This is a genomic window from Pedobacter heparinus DSM 2366, from assembly GCF_000023825.1.
Taxonomy (GTDB): domain Bacteria; phylum Bacteroidota; class Bacteroidia; order Sphingobacteriales; family Sphingobacteriaceae; genus Pedobacter; species Pedobacter heparinus.
On record NC_013061.1, the window covers coordinates 1,370,434 to 1,393,191 of the forward strand.

Consider the following 22,758-nt stretch of genomic DNA (forward strand, 5'->3'; position numbering starts at 1 on the left):
ATATTGGAAGAAGTTAAAAAGAAGAGCAAACAACAATAGAGACGTTGTTTGATTGGATGAAGGGATGAAGTAAGCAATTACGACAAACCAACTGAAGGTTTAACAACAAATCAAAAAAAGCATTTCCATAGGCGCAAAAGGCTATGGAGAGAAGAAAGTAAATAAGAGCACACAGGGGATGCCTTGGCTCTCAGAGGCGATGAAAGACGTGATAAGCTGCGATAAGCTACGGGGATTAGCAAATATGAATTGATCCGTAGATTTCTGAATGGGGAAACCTGGCTAGTTGAAGACTAGTCGTACAAAGTACGCAAACCTGCCGAACTGAAACATCTAAGTAAGCAGAGGAAGAGAAAATAATAATGATTTCCTAAGTAGTGGCGAGCGAAAGGGAAAGAGCCCAAACCAGCCTTGTTACGGCAAGACTGGGGTTGTAGGACTACGATATGATTATAATGCAATGAAGTGGAACAGGATGGGAAGCCTGGCAAAATAGAGTGAGAGCCTCGTACACGTAAGTACCATTAGTCTAGTAGTATCCTGAGTACCGCGAGGTCGGAGACGCCTTGTGGGAATCTGCCGGCACCATCCGGTAAGGCTAAATACTCCTGAGAGACCGATAGTGAACCAGTACCGTGAGGGAAAGGTGAAAAGAACCCCGAACAGGGGAGTGAAATAGAACCTGAAACTGTGTGCTTACAAGCGGTCGGAGCGTCCAGGTGGCGTGACGGCGTGCCTTTTGCATAATGAGCCTACGAGTTACTCTTCTCTGGCAAGGTTAAGTGTTTAAGACACGGATCCGAAGCGAAAGCGAGTCTGAATAGGGCGTATAGTCAGGGGAGGTAGACGCGAAACCTTGTGATCTACCCATGGACAGGTTGAAGGTGCGGTAACACGTACTGGAGGACCGAACCGATAAACGTTGAAAAGTTTCCGGATGATCTGTGGGTAGGGGTGAAAGGCTAATCAAACTGGGAAATAGCTCGTACTCCCCGAAATGTTTTTAGGAACAGCGTCGTGGTAGAGTTAAATAGAGGTAGAGCTACTGATTGGGTGCGGGGGAGTCAAATCCTACCAAATCCAGACAAACTCCGAATGCTATTTAATATACACGGCAGTGAGGCGCGGGGTGCTAAGGTCACGCGCCGAGAGGGAAAGAACCCAGACCATCAGCTAAGGTCCCCAAGTTACAGTTAAGTTGAACTAACGAGGTCCGATTGCACAGACAGCTAGGATGTTGGCTTGGAAGCAGCCATTCATTTAAAGAGTGCGTAACAGCTCACTAGTCGAGCGATCGGGCATGGATAATAAACGGGCATCAAATTGTACACCGAAGCTATGGGTAATATTAATATTACGGTAGGGGAGCATTCCAGCGGCAGCGAAGGTATGACGTAAGTTTTGCTGGAGCTTCTGGAAAAGCAAATGTAGGCATAAGTAACGATAAGGCAGGCGAGAAACCTGCCCGCCGAAAGGATAAGGTTTCCTGATCAACGCTAATCGGATCAGGGTTAGTCGGGGCCTAAGGAGAACCCGAAAGGGATATTCGATGGACAACGGGTTAATATTCCCGTACTTTTTATAACTGCGATGTGGGGACGGAGTAGTGACACTGCCGCGATCTGACGGAATAGATCGTTGAAGGCTGTAGGTATAGGACCGGTAGGCAAATCCGCCGGTCTTGCTAAAGGCTGATAGTACCGCAAACCTTCGGGGGCGTGGATAGTGCAGGTAATCAGACTTCCAAGAAAAACCGCTAAGCTTCAGGTTATAAAAACCCGTACCGCAAACCGACACAGGTATCCGGGAAGAGAATTCTAAGGCGCTCGAGTGAATCATGGCTAAGGAACTCGGCAAAATGGCCCTGTAACTTCGGGAGAAGGGGCGCTGGTAGCAATATCAGCCGCAGTGAAAAGGCCCAGGCGACTGTTTAACAAAAACACATGGCTTTGCAAAATCGAAAGATGAAGTATAAGGCCTGACACCTGCCCGGTGCTGGAAGGTTAAGAGGGGATGTTAGGGTTAAACCGAAGCATTGAATTGAAGCCCCAGTAAACGGCGGCCGTAACTATAACGGTCCTAAGGTAGCGAAATTCCTTGTCGGGTAAGTTCCGACCTGCACGAATGGTGTAACGATCTGGGCGCTGTCTCAGCCATGAGCTCGGTGAAATTGTGGTCCCGGTGAAGACGCCGGGTACCCGCAACGGGACGGAAAGACCCCATGCACCTTCACTACAATTTAACATTGACATTGGATACAGGATGTGTAGGATAGGTGGGAGACTATGAAGCGGTGTCGCCAGGCATCGTGGAGTCAACGTTGAAATACCACCCTTTCTGTATTCGGTGTCTAACTTCACCTAGTGAAGGACATTGTTTGATGGGTAGTTTGACTGGGGTGGTCGCCTCCAAAAAGGTAACGGAGGCTTTCAAAGGTAAGCTCAATACGCTTGGTAACCGTATGAGGAGTGCAATAGCATAAGCTTGCTTGACTGTGAGGCATACAAGCCGAGCAGGGTCGAAAGACGGATATAGTGATCCGGTGGTTCTGCATGGAAGGGCCATCGCTCAAAGGATAAAAGGTACGCTGGGGATAACAGGCTGATCTCCCCCAAGAGCTCATATCGACGGGGAGGTTTGGCACCTCGATGTCGGCTCGTCACATCCTGGGGCTGGAGAAGGTCCCAAGGGTTCGGCTGTTCGCCGATTAAAGTGGCACGCGAGCTGGGTTCAGAACGTCGCGAGACAGTTCGGTCCCTATCTGTTGTGGGCGTAGGAATTTTGAGTGGGGCTGACCTTAGTACGAGAGGACCGGGTTGGACTAGCCTCTAGTGAATCTGTTGTTCCGCCAGGGGCATTGCAGAGTAGCTACGCTGGGAATAGATAAGCGCTGAAAGCATCTAAGTGCGAAACTAGCCACGAGATGAGAATTCCATATAGGACCGTAGCAGACTACTACGTTGATAGGTTACAGATGTAAAGGTGGTGACATCAAAGTCGAGTAATACTAATCATCCGAAGCTTTCAAAAGCAGAACACTGTTGTTTGTTCTTCCTAAAAACTTCTTTCAATAATATGTCATTGTTATCCTGCTGAATCAAGCGGTTCCTGAAATTGAGATCAGGGATTAAAGCTAAAAGATATAAAAGCTGAATAACATTAAAAATATTTAGGTGCCTATATCGGTGGTGTCCACCTCTTCCCATTCCGAACAGAGAAGTTAAGCCCACCAGAGCCGATGGTACTGCGGTAACACGTGGGAGAGTAGGTCGGTGCCAAATCTTAAAGAAAGCCGGTAGTCCAGATGACTACCGGCTTTTCTTGTTTCAATACAGCACCCTGGCTAGCCCAATATTACTGAAATTCTATAACCGGATACCCATGGGCAAGATCAACCAAACTTAGCCCATAACCTATGCGCGGGCCGAGTTTCCGATGCCGAAATTATTGCTATTTAATGAGATAGGATGGAACTTTATTGTGAATAAATGACGCTTATCACTTATTTTGAACATTTTTTGGTTATATTTGATACAAAATTTAAAATATAAAACGAATGAATTTTTTCGCAGAGAAAAGAAGGGAAGTAATGCTGCATATAGAGAACTATATGCTTGAAATGATGGATACCTATTTGAAACCGATTGATACAAATTGGCAGCCATCTGATTTTTTACCCGATTCTACAAGCGAAACATTTTATCAGGATATAAAAATACTACGTGAGCATGCAAATGATCTTTCTTATGATCTTGTTGCAGTTCTGATTGGAGATACCATTACTGAAGAGGCTTTGCCTACTTATGAGTCGTGGTTAAGTATGGTGGATGGGATTTCAAGGGATGAAAAAGGCGGATGGATGAAATGGACCCGTCACTGGACTGCTGAAGAAAACAGGCACGGTGATTTGTTGAACAAATACCTTTACCTATCGGGAAGGGTAGACATGCGCCAGATGGAAATTTCGACACAATATTTAATTGCTGACGGTTTTGATATCGGTACAGGTCATGATCCCTACAGGAATTTTATCTATACCAGTTTTCAGGAACTGGCTACAAATATTTCTCATAGAAGGGTAGCTTCACTGGCTAAAAAGGATGGTGATGCCCTGTTGTCTAAAATGTGTGGTGTGATTGCTTCTGATGAGGCCCGCCACGCTAAAGCTTATAAGGATTTTATGAGTAAGATCTTTGAAGTAGACCCCAATGAAGCGATGATTGCTTTTGAGGACATGATGCGCCAGAAAATTGTTATGCCAGCACACTTCCTTCGTGAGATGGGCTTAAAGATTGGGCAGACCTTTGGTCATTTTACTGATGCGGCACAACGTCTTGGTGTTTATACGGCCATTGATTATGTAGAGATTATGCAGCAGCTGATTGAAGAATGGAAGCTGGAAAGCATGAAAGATTTAAATGAAGCCGGAGAGAAAGCCCGTGATTACATCATGGCTTTACCTGCCAGGTTACTGCGTGTTGCCGAACGCATGAAAAATCCTACCATGGATTATAAGTTTAGCTGGATACACGCCTAAACATCACATGTTTCTGCGGTATTGCCCGCCAACTTCGTATAGCGCATTTGATATCTGCCCTAATGAGCATATTTTACATACTTCCATAAGTTGCTCAAAAATATTGTTGCCAGCTATAGCCGATTTTTGAAGGTTCTTTAAAGCTGTTCCGGCTTTATCCGCATTTCTGGTCTGAAAGGCCTGAAGTGTGTTGATCTGATATTGTTTTTCTTCTTCCGTAGCCCGAATCACTTCGCCAGGTATGATGGTAGGGGAGCCATTTTTATTCAGAAAGGTGTTTACCCCAACTATAGGGTATTCGCCTGTATGTTTTAAAGTTTCATAATATAAGCTCTCTTCCTGTATTCTGCTACGCTGGTACATGGTTTCCATGGCACCCAATACTCCGCCCCTGTCATTAATGCGTTTAAATTCCTGCAATACGGCCTCTTCTACCAGATCAGTAAGGTCTTCTATAATGAAGGCACCCTGTAGGGGATTCTCATTTTTAGCCAGGCCAAGCTCCCTGTTGATGATGAGCTGAATGGCCATAGCCCGGCGTACAGATTCTTCTGTTGGTGTGGTAATGGCTTCATCATAAGCATTGGTATGCAGGGAATTGCAATTGTCGTATATGGCATAAAGCGCCTGCAATGTGGTACGGATATCATTGAAATCAATTTCCTGGGCGTGTAAGGAACGGCCGGAGGTTTGAATGTGGTATTTCAGTTTCTGCGACCTGTCGTTCCCTTTGTATTTGTTTTTAATGGCTTTGGCCCAGATGCGGCGTGCTACACGCCCTATTACAGAATATTCCGGATCGATACCATTAGAAAAGAAAAAGGACAGGTTGGGCGCAAAATCATCAATGTTCATTCCCCTGCTGAGGTAATATTCAACAAAAGTAAAGCCATTGCTTAAGGTAAATGCCAGTTGCGAAATGGGATTGGCCCCTGCTTCGGCAATGTGATAGCCCGATATGGATACAGAATAAAAATTGCGGACCTTTTCGCTGATGAAATAGCTTTGGATATCGCCCATCATCCTTAAGGCAAATTCTGTAGAGAAGATACAGGTGTTTTGTGCCTGGTCTTCTTTCAGGATATCGGCCTGAACGGTTCCGCGAACGGTGCTGATGGCATGGCTCCTTATTTTAGCATACACTTCAGCAGGCAATACCTGGTCGCCGGTAACACCTAACAGCATTAGGCCCAGTCCGTTATTTCCCTCGGGCAGGTTACCACTGTAAACTGGTCTTTCCTGTCCAATGGTTTTATAGATAGCTTTTATCTTGGCTTCAACTTCTTTTTGTAATCCATGTGCTACAATGTATTTCTCGCATTGCTGGTCTATTGCCGCATTCATAAAAAAGCCGAGCAGCATAGGGGCCGGGCCATTGATGGTCATAGATACTGATGTAGAAGCCGCACAGAGATCAAAACCTGAGTAGAGTTTTTTTGCATCGTCTATAGTGGCGATACTGACCCCGGAGTTGCCTATTTTTCCATAGATATCGGGCCGGATGTGCGGATCTTCTCCATATAAGGTAACGGAGTCGAAAGCAGTAGACAGGCGGTGTGCGGGCTGGCCCAGGGATACATAATGGAATCTTTTGTTGGTTCTTTCAGGCCCGCCTTCTCCGGCAAACATCCTGGTTGGGTCTTCACCCTCCCTTTTTAAAGGGAACACACCTGCAGCGTAAGGAAATTCTCCGGGTACATTTTCTGTTAACAACCAGCGTAGGATATCTCCCCAGTCTTCATACCTGGGCAGGGAGACTTTGGGGATCTGGAGTTTGGACAAGGATTCATAAAATAAAGGTTGCTTAATTTCCTTATCCCTTACTTTATAGATAAAATCTTTTTGCTTGTATTTTAACCTGGTTTCCGGCCATTGGCGCAGTAAACGACGGCATTCCCCGTCCAGTTGTTCTTCCAGGTGTTTGTATACTTCCTGTAGCGCCCCTGTAATGTTTTTACTGTTTGGTAGAGCTGCTGTTATTGTACTTTCTTCTTCTGCGAGCTGAATTACACCTTGTAGCTGGTATAGTTTACGTGCAATACCGCTTTGTTTGTCTACCCATTCATTATAACTCTGGCTGGCCTCAGCAATTTCGGCAAGGTACCTGATCCTGTCTGGCGGAATGATGTAGATCTTTTCTGATTGTTCGGTTGTAAGCTCCATGCGGGCATCGAATTTAAGCCCTGTTTTTTCCTGGATTTTACTGATCAGCGCACTGAAAAGGTTGTTCATGCCCGGATCGTTGAATTGTGAGGCCATGGTACCAAATACCGGGATGCTTTCATCGGGGGCATCAAAGAGGTTATGATTGCGTTTGTACTGCTTACGAACATCTCTTAATGCATCTGGGGCACCTCTTTTATCAAATTTATTGATGGCAACGAGGTCTGCAAAATCAAGCATATCGATCTTTTCCAGCTGGGTGGCAGCTCCAAATTCAGGAGTCATCACATAGAGGGATACATCGCAATGCTCGGTAATTTCGGTGTCTGACTGGCCGATGCCCGAGGTTTCGACAATAATGAGGTCATATCCGGCAGCCTTACAGATGTCTATACTCTCCTGTACATTTTTGGACAGGGCCAGATTGGCCTGCCTGGTGGCCAGGGAACGCATATATACCCTGGGGCTATTGATGGCATTCATGCGGATCCTGTCGCCCAGCAAGGCGCCGCCTGTCTTGCGTTTGGAAGGATCAACTGATATGATAGCCAGGGTTTTATCTTTTACTTCGATGAGGAATCGCCTCACCAGTTCATCGACAAGGGATGATTTACCTGAACCACCTGTGCCTGTTATGCCCAAAACGGGTGCCTGGTTGGCCAGGGTTAGTTTTTTGAGTTCATTTACAAATTGTTGTGCTGCTTCGGGATCGTTTTCTGCTACCGTAATTGCAGCAGCAATACTTTTTATTTCTTTCTCTGGGATGGATTTGAGTTCCCCGTTCAGTGATTTGGTTGTAATATAGTCTGTTTGTTCCAGCATGTTATTGATCATGCCCTGCAGGCCCATTTTGCGGCCGTCATCCGGAGAGTAGATCCTGGTGATTCCGTAAGCCTGCAGTTCTGCAATTTCTGATGGAAGGATGACCCCGCCTCCGCCACCAAATATTTTGATATGTGTGGCCCCGCGTTCCTGCAGCAGGTCGTACATATACTTAAAATATTCAATATGCCCACCCTGATAGGACGTCATGGCTATTCCCTGCACATCTTCCTGAATTGCACAGTTTACTACCTCTTCTACAGAACGGTTGTGGCCCAAGTGGATGACTTCGGCACCCGAGGACTGCAGGATGCGGCGCATGATGTTGATGGTGGCATCATGACCATCGAAAAGTGCAGCAGCGGTAACAAAACGGATTTTATGTTTGGGTTTATAGATTTCAATTTGCTCCATATCAGGTTTTATAATCGGTATACAAAGGTAACAAAAACTGAGTGCTGGCTGGTAAGGATGTACGCATCAAATGGTAGGGGTACTAAAAACAAAAGGCTGTTCCGGTTTTTGTTCCGGAACAGCCTTTTATATAGGTTTAAATCAGCTCTGTTACTGATGTGTAAGCTCTGTAATGGGCTCACCAACACATCCGCTTGGCATTTGTATCTGTAGCATAGCAGCCAGTGTTGCCGAAATATCTGTCATGTAATGCGTTTTATTGGTTTTCCCGGCTTTTACCTTCCAGCCCATAAATACACATGGGATATGGGAATCGTAAGGGTTCCATGAACCATGTGTTGTTCCGGTGCTGCCGCCGCTAAAGTAGCCGGATTGCAGGAAATAATAGATATCGCCACTGCGACGTGCATTGTAACCATTGGTTACGGCCATTTTTAAACGTTCGGGCAGGGTAGTGCTGCTAAGTTTACTCAGGTCAACCGCGTTCATTACGCCTGGTTGTTTTTTGAGGTAATCAATAGTCATGGTTTTCATCTGTTCATAATCGGCATTTGCTTTTTTGATGGCATCGTGGTTAAATACGATCTGGCTGTTCATGCCAGTGATGATGGCTTTTTTTACTTTGAATTTTTCTTCAAACTGGGCATTTAAGGTTTTTATGATGTTGGCATCAGAAAATGTTCCTCCAGGCAGTTTGTTTTCCGTCATGAAACCTGCTACGTGTGCTGCACCATGATCGGCAGATAAGAAGAACAGGTAATTTCCTTTGCCCAGTTTATTGTCTAAATAATTAAAGAATGCTTCAAGGTCCTTGTCTAAGCGAAGATAGGTGTCTTCAGCTTCAATAGAGTTGGGGCCATACTGGTGACCTACATAATCGGTAGCAGAACAGCTTACTGCAAGGAAATCAGTGGTATTGTTCTGGCCCAGGTTTTCGGCTGCAATAGCCTGTTTGGCCAGATCAAGTGTAATGGTATTTCCATAAGGTGTACTTTTGATCATCTCATAATTCTTACCCATATATAGTTTCAGTGGATGAGGAAAGACAGGGTTTTCTTCTCCTCTGTTTTTTCTTTCATAAACCTTATTGTCGCTTGTACTTTGGGTATAGCTGTCAATCGGATAAAGTGTATTCCAGTTTTGTGCAAAAAACTTATCGGCTTCTTTCTTTTTGTTGTAATCCTGCATCCATGCCGGCAGCTGGTTCATGTAATACGTACTGCTGATCCAGTCGCCCGTCTGTCCGTCAAACCAGTAAGCGGCATTGGCAGAATGCCCGGCCGGTAAAATTGAGCCCCTGTCTTTAAGCGAAATGCCTATTACCTTGCTCTTGAAATTGGTGGCCAGGCGAAGCTCGTCGGTAATGGTGGTAACCAGCATATTTTTAGGCGACATTAAGCCTGCAGCGGTATTGCTACCTACCGTTTTAACAGTAGTATCTTCGGCGCAATACACACTTCTTTGCAACTGAGGGTCGTACCAGTCGTTTCCAATAATACCATTAATTGAAGGTACAGAGCCGGTATAGATGCTGGCATGACCACATGCGGTATAGGTTGGTGTATAAGGGATAAAGGTGTTTTCGGCCGAGAAACCCTCATTAATCAGTCTTTTAAATCCTCCATTGGTATACCTGCTGTAATACCGGTACAGGTAGTCCCATCTCATCTGGTCTATCACCAGTCCAACAACCAGTTTTGGTCTGTTTAAAGTTCCCGGATTTTCTTTTTTTGATTCGTTTTTAATGGCCTTTTTTTGAGCAGTTGATACCTGGGTAAACAGGATAAGCGCAGCAAACAGCAAGTAAATTCTTTTCATTTTTGTTTTTTGTGTGTTTCGTTTTTTAATGGGTTTTGGTACCCATTAAATATTGATTAATGTTCTGAAACTTTTTGTAAGTAAAAATATGGAATTTTGTAAGCTTACGAAAGAATCAGCAAAGGTTTAATTGTTGCTAAATATAGAAAGTTGATGATAAGTATTCTTTATTATTGTGTAAAGATTTTATAGCACTTCGGCTACAACAAAGTTACTGCCCCCAATAAAGATCAGATCGTCTTTACCTGCATTTTCTTTTGCTGCATTGAGTGCAGCTGTAACGGTATCAAAAACATTTCCATGTAGCTGCTGCACTTTCGCCTGCAGGGCAAGCTCCTGGGCGGGAAGTGCCCTTTCCAGTTGTGGCTGGCAGAAATAATAAATGGCTTCGGTAGGAAGCAGGGTAAGCACGCCGCTGATGTCTTTATCTTTTACCATGCCAATAACGATGTGCAGTTTTTCGAAAGGGGTTTCTTTCAGGTTTTGTACCACTTCTTTGATACCGGCCATATTGTGTCCGGTATCACATATAACGAGCGGGTGTTCACTGAGTTTTTGCCATCTGCCCTGCAGTCCTGTTAAGGTTTTTACATTTTTTAACGCAGTGTAAAGGGCCTTGTCATTTAAGGTATAACCTTTATTTTTTAGAATGTCGACAGCCTGCAATACGGTAAGGATATTTTTTAACTGATAAATGCCGTTAAGGTCTAATTGCAGGTCCTTATAAATAAGTATTTTATTTTTCAGAATGGAAGTAACCAGGTATTCTTTTTCACGGAAGGTGTTTGTGGTACTCAATTCCTGATCGGCAAAAACAATTTTACTATTGGTTGTGCTTGCTTTTGTAAGGAATACCGCTTCACTTTCAGTTTGTTTTTCGCCGATGACCACTGGTATACCGGGTTTGATTATTCCGGCTTTTTCTGTAGCAATTTCTGTCAGGGTATTGCCCAGCATATTGGTATGGTCTAAGCTGATATTGGTAATTACAGACAATTCTGGTGTAATGATATTGGTAGAGTCGAGCCTGCCACCCAGGCCAACTTCAATGATGGCTATGTCTACTTTTTCTTCGGCAAAGTAAGCAAAGGCCATAGCTACGGTTACTTCAAAAAAAGAGGGGCTGATGGCTTCAATAGTTTCTTTTTGCCGGTTCACAAAATCGGTTACAAAGGTTTCCGGTACCATTGTACCATTGATCCTGATCCTTTCCCTGAAATCCTTCAGGTGAGGCGAGGTGTATAAACCTGTTTTATAGCCGGCCTGCTGAAAAATAGCAGCCAGTGTATGCGATGTGGATCCCTTTCCGTTTGTGCCCCCAACGTGTATGGTTTTAAACTTGTTTTGCGGATTATCGAGTTGTGCGCACATCAAAATGGTGTTGTGCAGGTCTTTTTTGAAAGCAACAGCTCCCACACGTGTAAACATGGGGAGCCTGCTGTATAAATAGTCTATGGTTTGCTTATAGTTCATCTGTAAATACCTGATGAAGCAAAATTACCAAAGCTGTATGATTATTTTACTTTAAAGTTGAAAACAACTACACCAATCTGAACGTCGGGAGCAGAGTCGGACTGAGTTAAACGGGCGCCCATTACGGCATCCTTACATTTTTGCCAGAGTTCCCTGTCATTTAATGTAGTGCCCTTAACACCTGGTGTGGCATCTATAACCACCCCGCTTTTATTGATCTTTATCCTTACCGCAATTTTTCCGGTTTTTTGTCCGTCATCCTGGGGGGTTACCAGATTGGTAAATTTCCGCAATGCAATGGGGGTTTCACCAAAGCCGGAGCCACCTTCGCCATAATTGTTAGACAGGGGATCGCCATTTACACTGCCCTGATTACCAGGGGTACTGCCAGTGCCATCCCCGCCACCGGTTCCTTTATTGGTTTTGCCCTTGTATAAAGCATTCTGATTGATGGCCGGCTTTTCGGGCTTGGTCTCAGTTGTAGTGGCAACAGGCGTTGAAGTGCTTTTGGTGGTTTTTGTTTTTACACTTACGGCATCCTCGGTATTTTGGGTTACAATATCCTTATCGCTGGTCTGAGCTGTAGATTTTTGGGGAGTGGGCTCGGCAGGTACTACTTTGTCCGGGGGCTGATTGTTGGCATTGGGATCGGCCGAGGGTTCCTCTATACTCGTATAATCTGTGCCCATGCCTTCTACAGAAGTTCCGTAATTGACCACTATACCGCCCATGCCCGCTTCAACTTCAGGCTGGAAAGTCCCTATGGCAATAAAAAAACTTAAAGCAAGTAAAACAGCCATGATCCCGGTAGATATGGCCAATGCTTTAGGGTAATTATTTTCTTCGTTAGGGTAGGTCATCATTTCTTAGGTTCTACAGCAAGTACAACTTTCAGTTTCAGTTTATTGGCTACATCAAAGACCAGCATGGTATTTTCTATGGAAACCCCCCTGGCCACATACAGGACTATTGTCAGATCTGGTGATGCTTTCTGGAAGCCTTCTATAGTAGTTTGCAGCTGTTCCAGGCTCACCTTTTGCTTGTCTACAAAATAATTCAGTTTTTCGTCTATAGATACAGTAACGGTTTTTTGTGCTGAAGATTGTTGTCCGGATTCGGAACGTGGCAACAACAGTTTTACTACCTGCGGGTTAACTACTGCAGAAGCCAGCAGGAAAAACAACAGCAGGAAAAACATGATGTCGTTCAGTGCAGAGGTATGTACCTCTACAGTCCCTTTATTTCTTTTGCGTAGATTCATTATTTCCCTGGCTCTTCTAATAGATCAATAAACTCAATGGCATCGGTTTCCATCCGTAATATGATGCGTTCAACCATCATGTTTAAGATATGGTACAGTACATAGGCGATGATACCGATGATCAGTCCGGTTGCAGAAGTAATCATTTTGGTATAAAGACCTCCTGATATGGTGCCGATTTCGATAGCACCTTTAATAGAAACATCATGGAAAATGGTAATTACACCAATAATTGTTCCTACGAAACCAAGCATAGGGGCAATACCGGCAATGATACCCAGTATGCCAATGTTCTTTTCCAGTTTGGAAACTTCCAGCTTGCCGTTATTTTCAATAGCAGCCTCGATGTCTTTAATGGGTCTGCCAATACGCTTTAAGCCTTTTTCCAGCATTCTGGCCAAGGGTGAATTGTTGTTTCTGCACAATGTTATAGCATTTTCCAGTCGGCCTTCGTGTATGTACTGCCTGATCTGGAGCATCAGATTGGATTCTGTTTTTGATGCTTTTCTGATGGTCAGGTATCTTTCAACAAAAATTACCAGGCCCAGGAATGCTAAAAAAGCAAGGGGCAGCATTACCCAGCCTCCTTTTAACAGAAGGTCGATAAAATGCAGTTCAGGGGGGGCAGGTGTAACTGCCTGGTTTAATGCATTTGCAGTATCAGTAAGTTGTTTAACGGTATCAGTGGCACCTTGGATTAATGCGATCATAATTATTTAGGATTGTTTGTGTGTCTAATTGGGGTAATGTAAATTCCTGGAATCTTTGTTGTTTTTTTCAGGATCTCAAGTTCTTTTTTTGCACTGTCTTCATCCAGGAAGGAGGCGATGCTGATCTTAACCCTTTTGCCACGCATTTTTGCAACTTTTGCAGGAATGCCTCTTTTTTTCATATCGGCCAGAAAACGGTCTGCTTCTTTTTGGTTTAACAATGATGCGGCTATGATGTCGTAAGAGATGATGGTGTCTTTAACGGAATCAATGGCCATGATGGCTTTTTCATTGCTGATCCTGATGCTGTCGGCCCGGGCAATAGAATCGGCTTTTAATCGGTCGTCTTGTACCTTAAGCGCTGTAGTATCCTGTACTGGATTATTTTTTACCACAGTACCGGTAAAAATTTCGGGTTTAGCAAGATAGGCAATTGCAGCAATTACGGCCACTGCCAGCAAAGCAATGATAACCTTCAGGTAAAGTGGCATTGCTTTTTTCTCTTCCAACTGTTCTGTAATATAATTGGTATTTACAGGTTCCAGTGGCTCAAAAACTATGGTCTGCTCTTTTTCTTGGTTTTGGTATGCTTCATTTATACCTTCCGGAGTTTCTATCTGGGGTTCATATGCTTGCTTGTATGGCTCAGGAATATTAGGTACTTCAGCTATTTCTTCGTATACCGGCTGTTCATCATTGTTTGTTTCCTCAATAAGCGGTTCAGCAGGGCCTTCAAGAGGATCAATCAGCGCGTCGTCTTCAATAATTTCTGTACCATCACTTAAATCGGCATTGTTGTTCTCCAGTTCCAGCTGTTCCGCCTTAACGGGAAATTCTTCTTCTTCCAGCTGGATTGCCTCTTCTTTTAACGGTAGTTCTTCGGCAGGCAGGCTTACTGCTGGCTCTTCTTCCCCTAAAACCTGTGCCTCCTTTAAAACAGGTAAACCATAAAAATCAAAACCAAAGTTCTGGCCTTGTTTCGGGATGAAGCTGAGGCTGCCGGATACGGTAGAAAAAGTGCCCAGGTCGCCAAAATCTGATTCCTGCTGGTTAGACAGCTCATCCAGTACGTTTTGAGAGAACTGTTCTACGAAATAGGTAGCTGCATCGGCCGAAATGTTCTTTTTTTTACTGATCATACCCCTTAGCAGCTCCTGTTCCTTTAAATCTGAGGTAAATGCGAGCGTATAGCTTGGTGGTAAAAACGAATGCGTTTCTGTATCATACCTCCCAGGAGATTTCCTTTTATAAATGGTTCCCAATCCGGGGATTCCCACTTCTTTATGGGTTTTTATAAGTGTTGTCAGGTATGATAAGATATCCATTCTGGTAAAAATAAATTTTAATTCCGTATCAACCAATTAATAATTAAAAAGCATTTAGAACGAGTAGCTCAGGCCTCCAAATATATTCATGCCAATAACCTCATAATGTAAGTACTTACTGTACTTTGTATTCAGCAAATTGTTGGCCCTTGCGAATGCAGAAAACTTATTGTTGATCTTATAAGTTGCCCCCACACCAAGGTCTACAAAGCCTTTAACGGTTACTACGGTCTCATTTGCCAGATCGGGTATCAGATAGGGATTTGCGGGGGCAGCTGTGTAAACCTTTGCTTTGCTGTCGCCCTGGATAGCGAGGGCAGCATTTAAGGCAAGTTGTTTGGTGATGGCATACATCAGATCAGAACTTAAACGCATTTGCGGTTTAAACCAGCTTTGTGTTTCAGCGGCAGGTTTATAATCTTCAAAGTTTAATTTTCCAGTCCATTTTAAGGCATCACTTACCTGTACCGACAATTCACCTTCCAGGCCTGTTAACTTCATTGTTCCGAAATCGTAGATGACATCAAACTTGTTAAAGCTTGTAAAGTTGTTTACAAATAGAGGCATGTCTTCAATCCGTTTGTGATAGAACCTTGCTTTATACCCAAAACCAGGACCGCCTGTACCTTTGATTCCTCCGCTGATGCTTAATTTCTCGATTGAATTTTTGATGGAAATGTTGCTGTTCAGGAAAGGGTTTTCATCTGTAAACTGTTTTAGGGAATTGCGGTTCACATCACCTTTTACTTCTCCAAAAATCTGCAGATAATCTGGGATCAGGGTAAAATCTGCCGTAACTGCAGGGAATATCCTACTGGAAGAAACCGTTCCGAATTCCTGTACAAAATTAATTCCTGCATTAATTTTAACCCCATTGGTCTGCAGCCTGATGTAAGGGTTTAACCTTAACAAATTATTGCCAACATCGGTCAGTGCGTCCTTGGTTTTGCCAAATTCAACAGCAGCGGCAAGCCCCAGGTTAAAGCTGCTGATCCTTTTGTTCAGGTAACCGTTCAATACGATGGCACTTTCTTTGGCATCGTATTTATCGTTCCAGAGGTAACCATTCAGTTTTGCAGCATAGCTTAAGGCATCAGGGTCTTCCGTAAATTTATTTACAACTTCGCCTTCTGCTTCTATAAAATTAAAGGCCTGTTGCTCCGGGTTCGGGTTTAGGGCAGGGTTGTTCTTATCTGTTCCATAAAAATATAAGCCGTTTCTTTGATAATTTAAGCGTCCGCTAAGGGTAGCCTGTTCACCAATGCTCCGGCCAAATACACTCAGCTGTTGTTGGTTGGCAATTTGCTTGTTCAGGCTTCCCGACTGTCCAAAATGCTTAAAAAATGCACCGGCCTGTAAAGCTTCATCACGGCCAGTGTTGACATAGGCCTCAGCCAGTATTGTTCCAGAAGAACCAAAGGCCCCTTTAACGTAATTGTTGATCAGTTCAGCCTCTTTTTCAGCAGCCAGCTGTTGTGCCTGCAACTTATTGATATCTGAATTGAGTTCCAGTTTCCTGTCGGTCAGGCTATAATTGAATTTGGCCTTATAGGTTTTAATGTCATTTAGATCCGGGCTTCTTCTAAGTTTTACGGCTTCTGCCAAAACGGGTTTATAGGGCCTTACCACTTCAATTTCTTCGGTCACAGCTTTTTCTTCCGGTTTCTTTTCTGTCGTTTTCTGATCCTGGGCCTTTGTACTTAATGCTCCGGCAATAATAAAAAACAGGGTTGTATATATTAACTTGGTCAATTTCATGTCGCTTTGTCTTATTTAATTTTTTCTAATTTGGCCTTGGCAGTAGGTACAATGTCATCCTTGCCTTCGTAATTGTCGATGATGCTCAGGAGCGTGCTTTTTGCCTGTAAATTATCTTTCAGGGCCACATAGTTATCGGATAACAGGATAAATGCCTTTGCTACCCAGTAATCATAAGAAGGCATGTTGTTGATGAGGTCAAAACAGGTTTTTGTAGAGGTTTTATAGTCTTTTTTATCATACTGTATGGCAGCCAGATTGTACTTGGATTCTGCGGCAGCCAGGGTTTTGGTTTTGCTAATCACACTGTTAAAGGCTTTTATAGCTTGTTCAGTATCACCTTTTAATAAATAAGCTTTACCCGCATATAGATCTACGCTGTTTTTTTCTTCTTCAGAAGCTTTGTCAGATTCTTTGACCAGCTGGACATATTTCAACACATCATCAGGCATGTTCAGCTCACTGTAAGCTTTTAGAAGATTGTTCAGTGCATATGTATAGTGCACTTTGTAATCGGCCGTAGTTTCCAGGCGTTTCAGATAAACGATAGCCTCATTGTATTTTTTCTGATCAAGGAACAATTTGGAAATGCTTACCAGCGAGCGTTCGGTATAATCACTGGTCCAGTCGTTCAGAATATATTCATAATCAGGAACAGCTTCATTCGGGCGGCCTAATTTTACCAGTGATTCTGCTCTGATGAACTTGGCTTCTTTATCGTGGATTGCCTTAGGGAATTTGTCAAAGTAAGCGTTAATTGCTTCAAAAGCACCCTTTGCATCTCCTTTCAAATAAAGATTGTTGGCACCCTGGAACAGGATATTATCCTGTTCTGCGTTTGAATAGTTGCCAAGTGGGGTTGTGCCGGCATAATTGATGAAACCCTGGGAATCGCCTTTGTCTACATAGATATTTTTGATAGATTCCAGGGCCTGTTTGGCTTCTTCAGTACTCGGGTAATCGCGGATCACCTTTTTGAAAGACTCAAGGGCAGCATCATCCTGGTCCTGGTTGTATTGCACCAGACCTATGGTTACCAATGCACGTGGTACATAACTGCTGTTGGGGTATTGGCTTACCAGACTGATCAGATCGGATTTTGATTTGTCGAGTTCCCCCTTATTGAAATAGGTATAGGCCATCTCGAAACCTGCATCATCCGCATAATTGGAGTTGGGAAACTGTTTCAGCAAATTTTGCATGGTATTGATCTTGGCGTCATTCTGGTTATCCAGTCCCTGGATCATCCCACGTTGAAACAATGCATAATCTTCTCCGCTGGCTTTGCTGTCGATGATCCTGTTGTAGTTTACCAGGGCATTACCATAACTTTTGTTTACAAAATACGAATCGGCAAGCCTGATGGTGGCATCATTTACTGTTTTCTGGTCTTTATCATTACCTTTTAAAAAGCGTTCAAAATAAAGTGCCGCCTTTCCATATTTTTCATCTTCAAATGCTGAATAGGCCAGGGCATAATTGGCAAAATTGTAAACACCCGTTTTGCTGGCACCCGGCATATCCAAAAAGGTTTCAAAATGCCTTACTGCTTCACCAAATTTTCTCAGTTCATAGCAGGCTTCGGCTTTCCAGTAAGTACTCAGCGCTAAAATTTCATTATCTTCAGGAAACTTTTCAGAGCGGAGGAACATAGACAGGGCATTTGGAAATGCGCGTTCATTGTAAAACTCCAGCCCCCTGAAATAGGTTACTTTCTGGTAAGCTTCCCTGGCTTCGGGCGATTTGCTCTGAATGGGTTCCAGAATATCTATTGCTGCCTGGTAGTTTTTGCTGGTCAGCAAAATCTCGCCCAACAGGGTTTTCGCTTCATTGATTTTACGTGAAGAAGGAAACTGTTTCAAGAAATTTTGAGTTGCTTCCAGCGCCTGCTGGTTAAACTCGAGTTCATAGCTCAGTCTGGCATAATTGATCCAGGCTTCTTCTTGTATTACCTTGTCAAAATCAAGCCTGGATGCCCTGAAGAAAGCACTTCTTGCTTTCTCCTTGTTTTTTAACTGCAGAAAAGAGCGGCCCAGGGTGTACATACCGCTTTGAAGGTACACATCATCGTTGTCCAGTTTTTCAAGTACAGTTACAGATTCGCTGTACTTTTTCAATTCAAATAAAGAATAGCCATATTGGTAAATAAACAGGTTATTCTTATTGTTTGATTTGTCTTTAGCATAAAACTCTCTGAAGTATTTTTCTGCATTTACATAATCAGATTTGGCAAAATAGGATGCCGCAATCAGGCTCAGCATTTCTGCTTCGTATTGTTGTTTAGAGGTTTTTAAGATGGGTATGGCATAGCTGATCACATCGTCATACCTTTCATCCAGGTAATACATGGAGGTGATGTAATAGGGATAGCTGGCTTCGTAAGTTGGCGATCCTTTAAGCTTTTCAAAATTGCTTAGTGCCGTTTTATATTCTTTGTTCAGGTAATTGATGTAGGCAAAGTAATAGGTTGCACTTTCCTGAAAAGGTGATTTTTCTTTTTTTACGGCTTCAAATAAAGGTTCAGCTTTTTCCATGTTGCTGAGCTGGAAGTAGGCATAGCCCTGTTTAAACTGATATTCCAGCCGCTGTTTGCCGGATAGCGTAGAAGGATCGGTTTTTTCAAACCATTCCAGTGCTTTCTGGTAATTTTTTTGGGCAAAATAGGATTTGCCTACATGGAAGTAAGCCAGTTTGGTATTGGGGTTAAGGGGATAATCTTTAATGAAGTTCTGAAACAGGCTTTCCGCATCACTGTTACCGAGCTCAAGGGCACAAACGGCAGCATAGAATTTGGCATTTTCTTTAAGCATAGACAGTTCGGCATTGCTTTCCTGTTGTGTGCCCGGTTTTTGCCTGAGCTGCTCAACCAGTCTGAACTGTTGCGCAGCTGCTACATATTTTTCATTATCCAGTAGTTCCAGACCAGTTTGGTAATTCTTGTTCAGGTTAACCAGTACGCTTGTCTGGGCGTAACCGGCTGTAAAGCCACCTGCTAGCAGTAGCGGAATAAAAAGGTATTTTTTTGACATCTGATTTCAAATATGGTTGGTACTAATATAAATATAGTATTGTGTCTTATTAACATAAGAAATTAACAACTGTTGATAACACAGGTTTAACGGTTATAAAAGAAAGTTCGTATTGATCCTTGAAAAATATCCTTGTGATATTTTATCCTAAGGTTTTTTAACCGGTAATTTTAGTCGTTTTGGGCGGCCAGCAGGTACAGGACAGCCATACGTACGGCAACCCCGTTTTCAACCTGCTCCAGGATGATGGATTGTTTGCTGTCGGCTACGTCACTGGTGATCTCTACGCCACGGTTTATCGGTCCGGGGTGCATGATCACAATTTCTTTATCCAGATTGTCAAGAATCTGTTTGTTCAGTCCGTACATCATGGCATATTCTCTTAAAGAGGGGAAGTATTTGATGTCCTGTCTTTCCAGTTGTATGCGCAGCATATTGGCTACATCGCACCAGTTCAGGGCTTTGATCAGGTTGTGTTCAACTTTTACACCTAAACTTTCAATGTGCTTTGGGATCAGGGTAGTGGGGCCGCAGACCATTACTTCGGCACCTAATTTTTGTAAACAAAGAATATTGGAAATGGCTACCCTGGAGTGCAGGATATCGCCAACGATCACTACTTTTTTTCCGGCCACATCGCCAAGCTTCTGCCGGATTGAAAAAGCATCCAGTAAAGCCTGTGTTGGGTGTTCATGGGCACCGTCGCCGGCATTTACAATCTGGGCTTTAATGTGTCTGCTCAAAAACTGACCTGCACCCGCATAAGGGTGTCTCATCACTACCATGTCTACTTTCATAGCCAGGATATTGTTTACAGTATCTATCAGCGTTTCACCTTTACTTACAGAAGATGAGGATGCAGCAAAGTTGACCACATCGGCCGAAAGTCTTTTTTCTGCCAGTTCAAAAGAAAGTTTGGTCCGTGTGGAGTTCTCAAAAAATATATTGGCAATGGTGATGTCCCTTAATGAGGGCACCCTTTTTATGGGCCGGTTAATCACATCTTTAAAATTATCTGCAGTCTCGAAGATCAGTTCGATATCATTCCGGTTAATATCTTTGATGCCTAAGAGATGTCGGGTTGATAATTTTTCTACTGCCATATTATTTATTGCTTTCTGATATTAAGATAACTTTGTCTTCTCCTTCGGTTTCCTTCCAGCTCACCCTTACCATTTGCGAGTTCAGGCTGTCCACCTGGTGTCCTATGTAATTCGGTTCTATAGGCAGTTGTCTGGAAAACCTTCTGTCTATCAACACCATGAGCTCTACTTTTGCCGGCCGGCCATAAGCCAGTAAGGCATCCATTGCAGCCCTGATGGTACGGCCGGTCCACAAAACATCATCAATTAAGATGATGTTCTTGCCTTCAATGATAAAATCTATGGTATTGCTGCTTGCTGAGACCAGCCCGTCTTTCCGCCTGAAATCGTCCCTGAAAAAAGTAATGTCAAGGTTACCTTTCAGGATCGTACTTTTTTTCAGGACTTCTGAAAGTTCATTTTTTACCCTGTCGGCAAAATAACTGCCACGGGGCTGTATACCTATTAAAGCAGTATTGGAAAAATCGTTGTGGTTCTCAATTAATTGATGACAAAGTCGCTTAATTGTGATCTGGAATTTTTGACCGTCTAGCAGTGTTCGTTTTTGCATTGACTTAAAGATTATGCAAATATAGCCAAAAAGTTGTAACCCCAAATGTATAAAGCAGGTTTAATTGCAAATGGCATAAAACAACCAGGTAGCTTGTTGTGCGTAAATGTTTTAGTGCTGAATTTAATTTGTTAAATATCTTTTACTGTAATTTACCTTCATCAGGTCGTAGCGTTTAAACTGCATTTTCAGTCTGTTCAGAAAATCATTATAATTGCGCTTTTCTTTAGGACTCCATAAAATTTCACTTAAGGCATCCAGGCGCGGGAAAAGCATGTATTCCGCTTTTGCCGGATTGGCAATATATTCAGACCATAAATTGGCTTGTCCGCCCCAGATGTATTGGGCTTCATCAGCACTAAGCACAGCCGGAACAGGTTCATAATCGTATACCGTTTTTAAAGGCAGGTATTTATTGGCGGTAAGCGAATCATCTTTTAAAAACTGACTATGGTTAAAGTACATCATGTTTTCGGGTGTCATAATTACCTTATGCTGCTGCTTTGCAGCAGCTATACCCCCTTTTTCACCGCGCCAGCTCATGACTATAGCATTGGGTGCCAGTCCACCATCTAAAATTTCGTCCCAGCCGATAATGGTTTTGCCTTTACTGTTCACAAATTTCTCAATCCTGTGGATGAAATAACTTTGCAGCGCACTTTCATCCTTCAGCCCATTTTCCTTCATGATCTGTTGTGAAAGGGCAGATTGTTTCCACCATATTTTCGAACCTTCATCGCCGCCAATATGGATATATGGAGAAGGGAAGAGGTTCATCACTTCAGTTAAAACCCCCTCCAGAAATTTAAAGGTTTGATCGGTAGGTTGGAACACATTGTTGAATTTGTTAAAAATACCCCAGGTTTGGGCCACTTCGTATTTTTTGGAAGGTTCAGTGCCAAATTCAGGATAGGCGGCCAGCACAGCCATACTATGGGCCGGCATCTCAATCTCGGGGATGACATTGATATAACGATCGGCTGCATACCTGATCACTTCTTTTACCTCTTCCTGGGTATAATAGCCGCCATAGCGCAGGCCATCATTGCCGGTTCCGGGGTAAAGACCTATAATGGTACCATTTCTCCAGGCGCCTATTTCGGTAAGTTTAGGGTATTTTTTAATTTCAATTCTCCAGCCATGATCATCAGTAAGGTGCCAATGAAAGTTATTGAGCTTATGTAAAGCCAGGTAATCGATGTACTTTTTGATAAAGGAGACATCAAAAAAGTGCCTGCTTACATCCAGGTGCATGCCGCGATAGGCGAAGCGTGGGTAATCCACAATTTCTAAGGCTGGTATCGAGAGCGATTTGCTGTTGTTCTTTTCTGCAGGGAACATTTGGATCAGCGATTGGATGCCGTAGAAAACTGCTTGTGGGGAATTGCCACTCAGCTTGATACTCCGAGGATTTACCGTAAGCGTATATTGGCCATCTCTTGGATTTTTTCGCGGATCGATACTGAGACTGATAACCTGATTACTTTCGGCGGATGATTGTTTTAAGTCAAAACCATAGTAGTTTAAAAGGTATTCATTGAGGAAGTTTGCGGATCTGGTTAAGGTATCGGCCAGAAGTCGGGTTTGAGGGCTAATGTTAAAGAATGCTTGTTCAATGCCATATTTGAACTGAACGGGTTGTGGAATGATGTTATTGAACTGCGAACTGGCTGATTTGGTAAATAGGATACAAGTTAGTAGAAGTCCTGCGGCTATTTTTTTCATAAAAAGGGTAATTGGTTGATCAATTGCGTGTGGATGCAAAATACAAAAAAGATTTGATCAGGGTAGGACA

Annotated in this window: 13 protein-coding genes and 2 rRNA genes; 3 read left to right on the forward strand and 12 right to left on the reverse strand. The window is 43.3% G+C overall.

What is annotated here, in order from left to right:
* The first annotated feature begins 151 nt into the window (after positions 1 to 151).
* From PHEP_RS05815 to PHEP_RS05825, 3 genes are all read left to right on the forward strand, one after another.
* A 23S ribosomal RNA gene (locus PHEP_RS05815) occupies positions 152 to 3,030 on the forward strand.
* A gap of 139 nt (positions 3,031 to 3,169) precedes the next feature.
* A 5S ribosomal RNA gene (gene rrf / locus PHEP_RS05820) occupies positions 3,170 to 3,281 on the forward strand.
* A gap of 275 nt (positions 3,282 to 3,556) precedes the next feature.
* Complete coding sequence (locus tag PHEP_RS05825; RefSeq protein WP_012781325.1) at positions 3,557 to 4,537, forward strand: acyl-ACP desaturase; 981 nt, start codon at positions 3,557 to 3,559, stop codon at positions 4,535 to 4,537.
* 3 nt (positions 4,538 to 4,540) lie between these two features.
* On the opposite strand, the gene PHEP_RS05830 is transcribed toward PHEP_RS05825, so the two are convergent.
* The 12 genes from PHEP_RS05830 to PHEP_RS05885 form a co-directional block, all read right to left on the reverse strand.
* Positions 4,541 to 7,936, reverse strand: coding sequence for a methylmalonyl-CoA mutase family protein (locus tag PHEP_RS05830; RefSeq protein ID WP_012781326.1), 3,396 nt, complete (start codon positions 7,934 to 7,936; stop codon positions 4,541 to 4,543).
* A 150-nt stretch (positions 7,937 to 8,086) separates the two neighbouring features.
* Entirely contained in the window at positions 8,087 to 9,754 is a 1,668-nt protein-coding gene (gene pafA, locus PHEP_RS05835) for an alkaline phosphatase PafA (RefSeq protein ID WP_012781327.1), read from the reverse strand.
* Between the two features lie 186 nt (positions 9,755 to 9,940).
* Complete coding sequence (locus tag PHEP_RS05840) at positions 9,941 to 11,227, reverse strand: bifunctional folylpolyglutamate synthase/dihydrofolate synthase (RefSeq protein ID WP_012781328.1); 1,287 nt, start codon at positions 11,225 to 11,227, stop codon at positions 9,941 to 9,943.
* Between the two features lie 41 nt (positions 11,228 to 11,268).
* Entirely contained in the window at positions 11,269 to 12,090 is an 822-nt protein-coding gene (locus tag PHEP_RS05845; protein ID WP_012781329.1) for a hypothetical protein, read from the reverse strand.
* Positions 12,087 to 12,488 (reverse strand): ExbD/TolR family protein, encoded by a 402-nt coding sequence (locus tag PHEP_RS05850; protein WP_012781330.1) that lies wholly within the window; start codon positions 12,486 to 12,488, stop codon positions 12,087 to 12,089. Before PHEP_RS05850 ends, PHEP_RS05845 begins: the two co-directional genes overlap by 4 nt.
* Positions 12,488 to 13,198 carry a MotA/TolQ/ExbB proton channel family protein gene (locus PHEP_RS05855; protein WP_012781331.1) on the reverse strand — a complete coding sequence of 237 codons (711 nt, stop codon included), beginning with the start codon at positions 13,196 to 13,198 and terminating at the stop codon, positions 12,488 to 12,490. Before PHEP_RS05855 ends, PHEP_RS05850 begins: the two co-directional genes overlap by 1 nt.
* Before the next feature lie 2 nt (positions 13,199 to 13,200).
* On the reverse strand, positions 13,201 to 14,523 hold the full coding sequence (locus PHEP_RS05860; protein ID WP_012781332.1) for an HU domain-containing protein: 1,323 nt from the start codon (positions 14,521 to 14,523) through the stop codon (positions 13,201 to 13,203).
* Positions 14,524 to 14,577: 54 nt separating this feature from the next.
* On the reverse strand, positions 14,578 to 16,281 hold the full coding sequence (locus PHEP_RS05865) for a TonB-dependent receptor (protein WP_012781333.1): 1,704 nt from the start codon (positions 16,279 to 16,281) through the stop codon (positions 14,578 to 14,580).
* Positions 16,282 to 16,292: 11 nt separating this feature from the next.
* Positions 16,293 to 19,310: a tetratricopeptide repeat protein gene (locus tag PHEP_RS05870; RefSeq protein WP_012781334.1), complete on the reverse strand. Its 3,018-nt coding sequence runs from the start codon at positions 19,308 to 19,310 to the stop codon at positions 16,293 to 16,295.
* Between the two features lie 170 nt (positions 19,311 to 19,480).
* Positions 19,481 to 20,413: an aspartate carbamoyltransferase catalytic subunit gene (locus PHEP_RS05875; RefSeq protein WP_012781335.1), complete on the reverse strand. Its 933-nt coding sequence runs from the start codon at positions 20,411 to 20,413 to the stop codon at positions 19,481 to 19,483.
* A gap of 1 nt (position 20,414) precedes the next feature.
* Positions 20,415 to 20,963 carry a bifunctional pyr operon transcriptional regulator/uracil phosphoribosyltransferase PyrR gene (gene pyrR / locus PHEP_RS05880; RefSeq protein WP_012781336.1) on the reverse strand — a complete coding sequence of 183 codons (549 nt, stop codon included), beginning with the start codon at positions 20,961 to 20,963 and terminating at the stop codon, positions 20,415 to 20,417.
* 123 nt (positions 20,964 to 21,086) lie between these two features.
* On the reverse strand, positions 21,087 to 22,688 hold the full coding sequence (locus PHEP_RS05885; RefSeq protein WP_012781337.1) for a beta-N-acetylhexosaminidase: 1,602 nt from the start codon (positions 22,686 to 22,688) through the stop codon (positions 21,087 to 21,089).
* Positions 22,689 to 22,758: the final 70 nt, after the last annotated feature.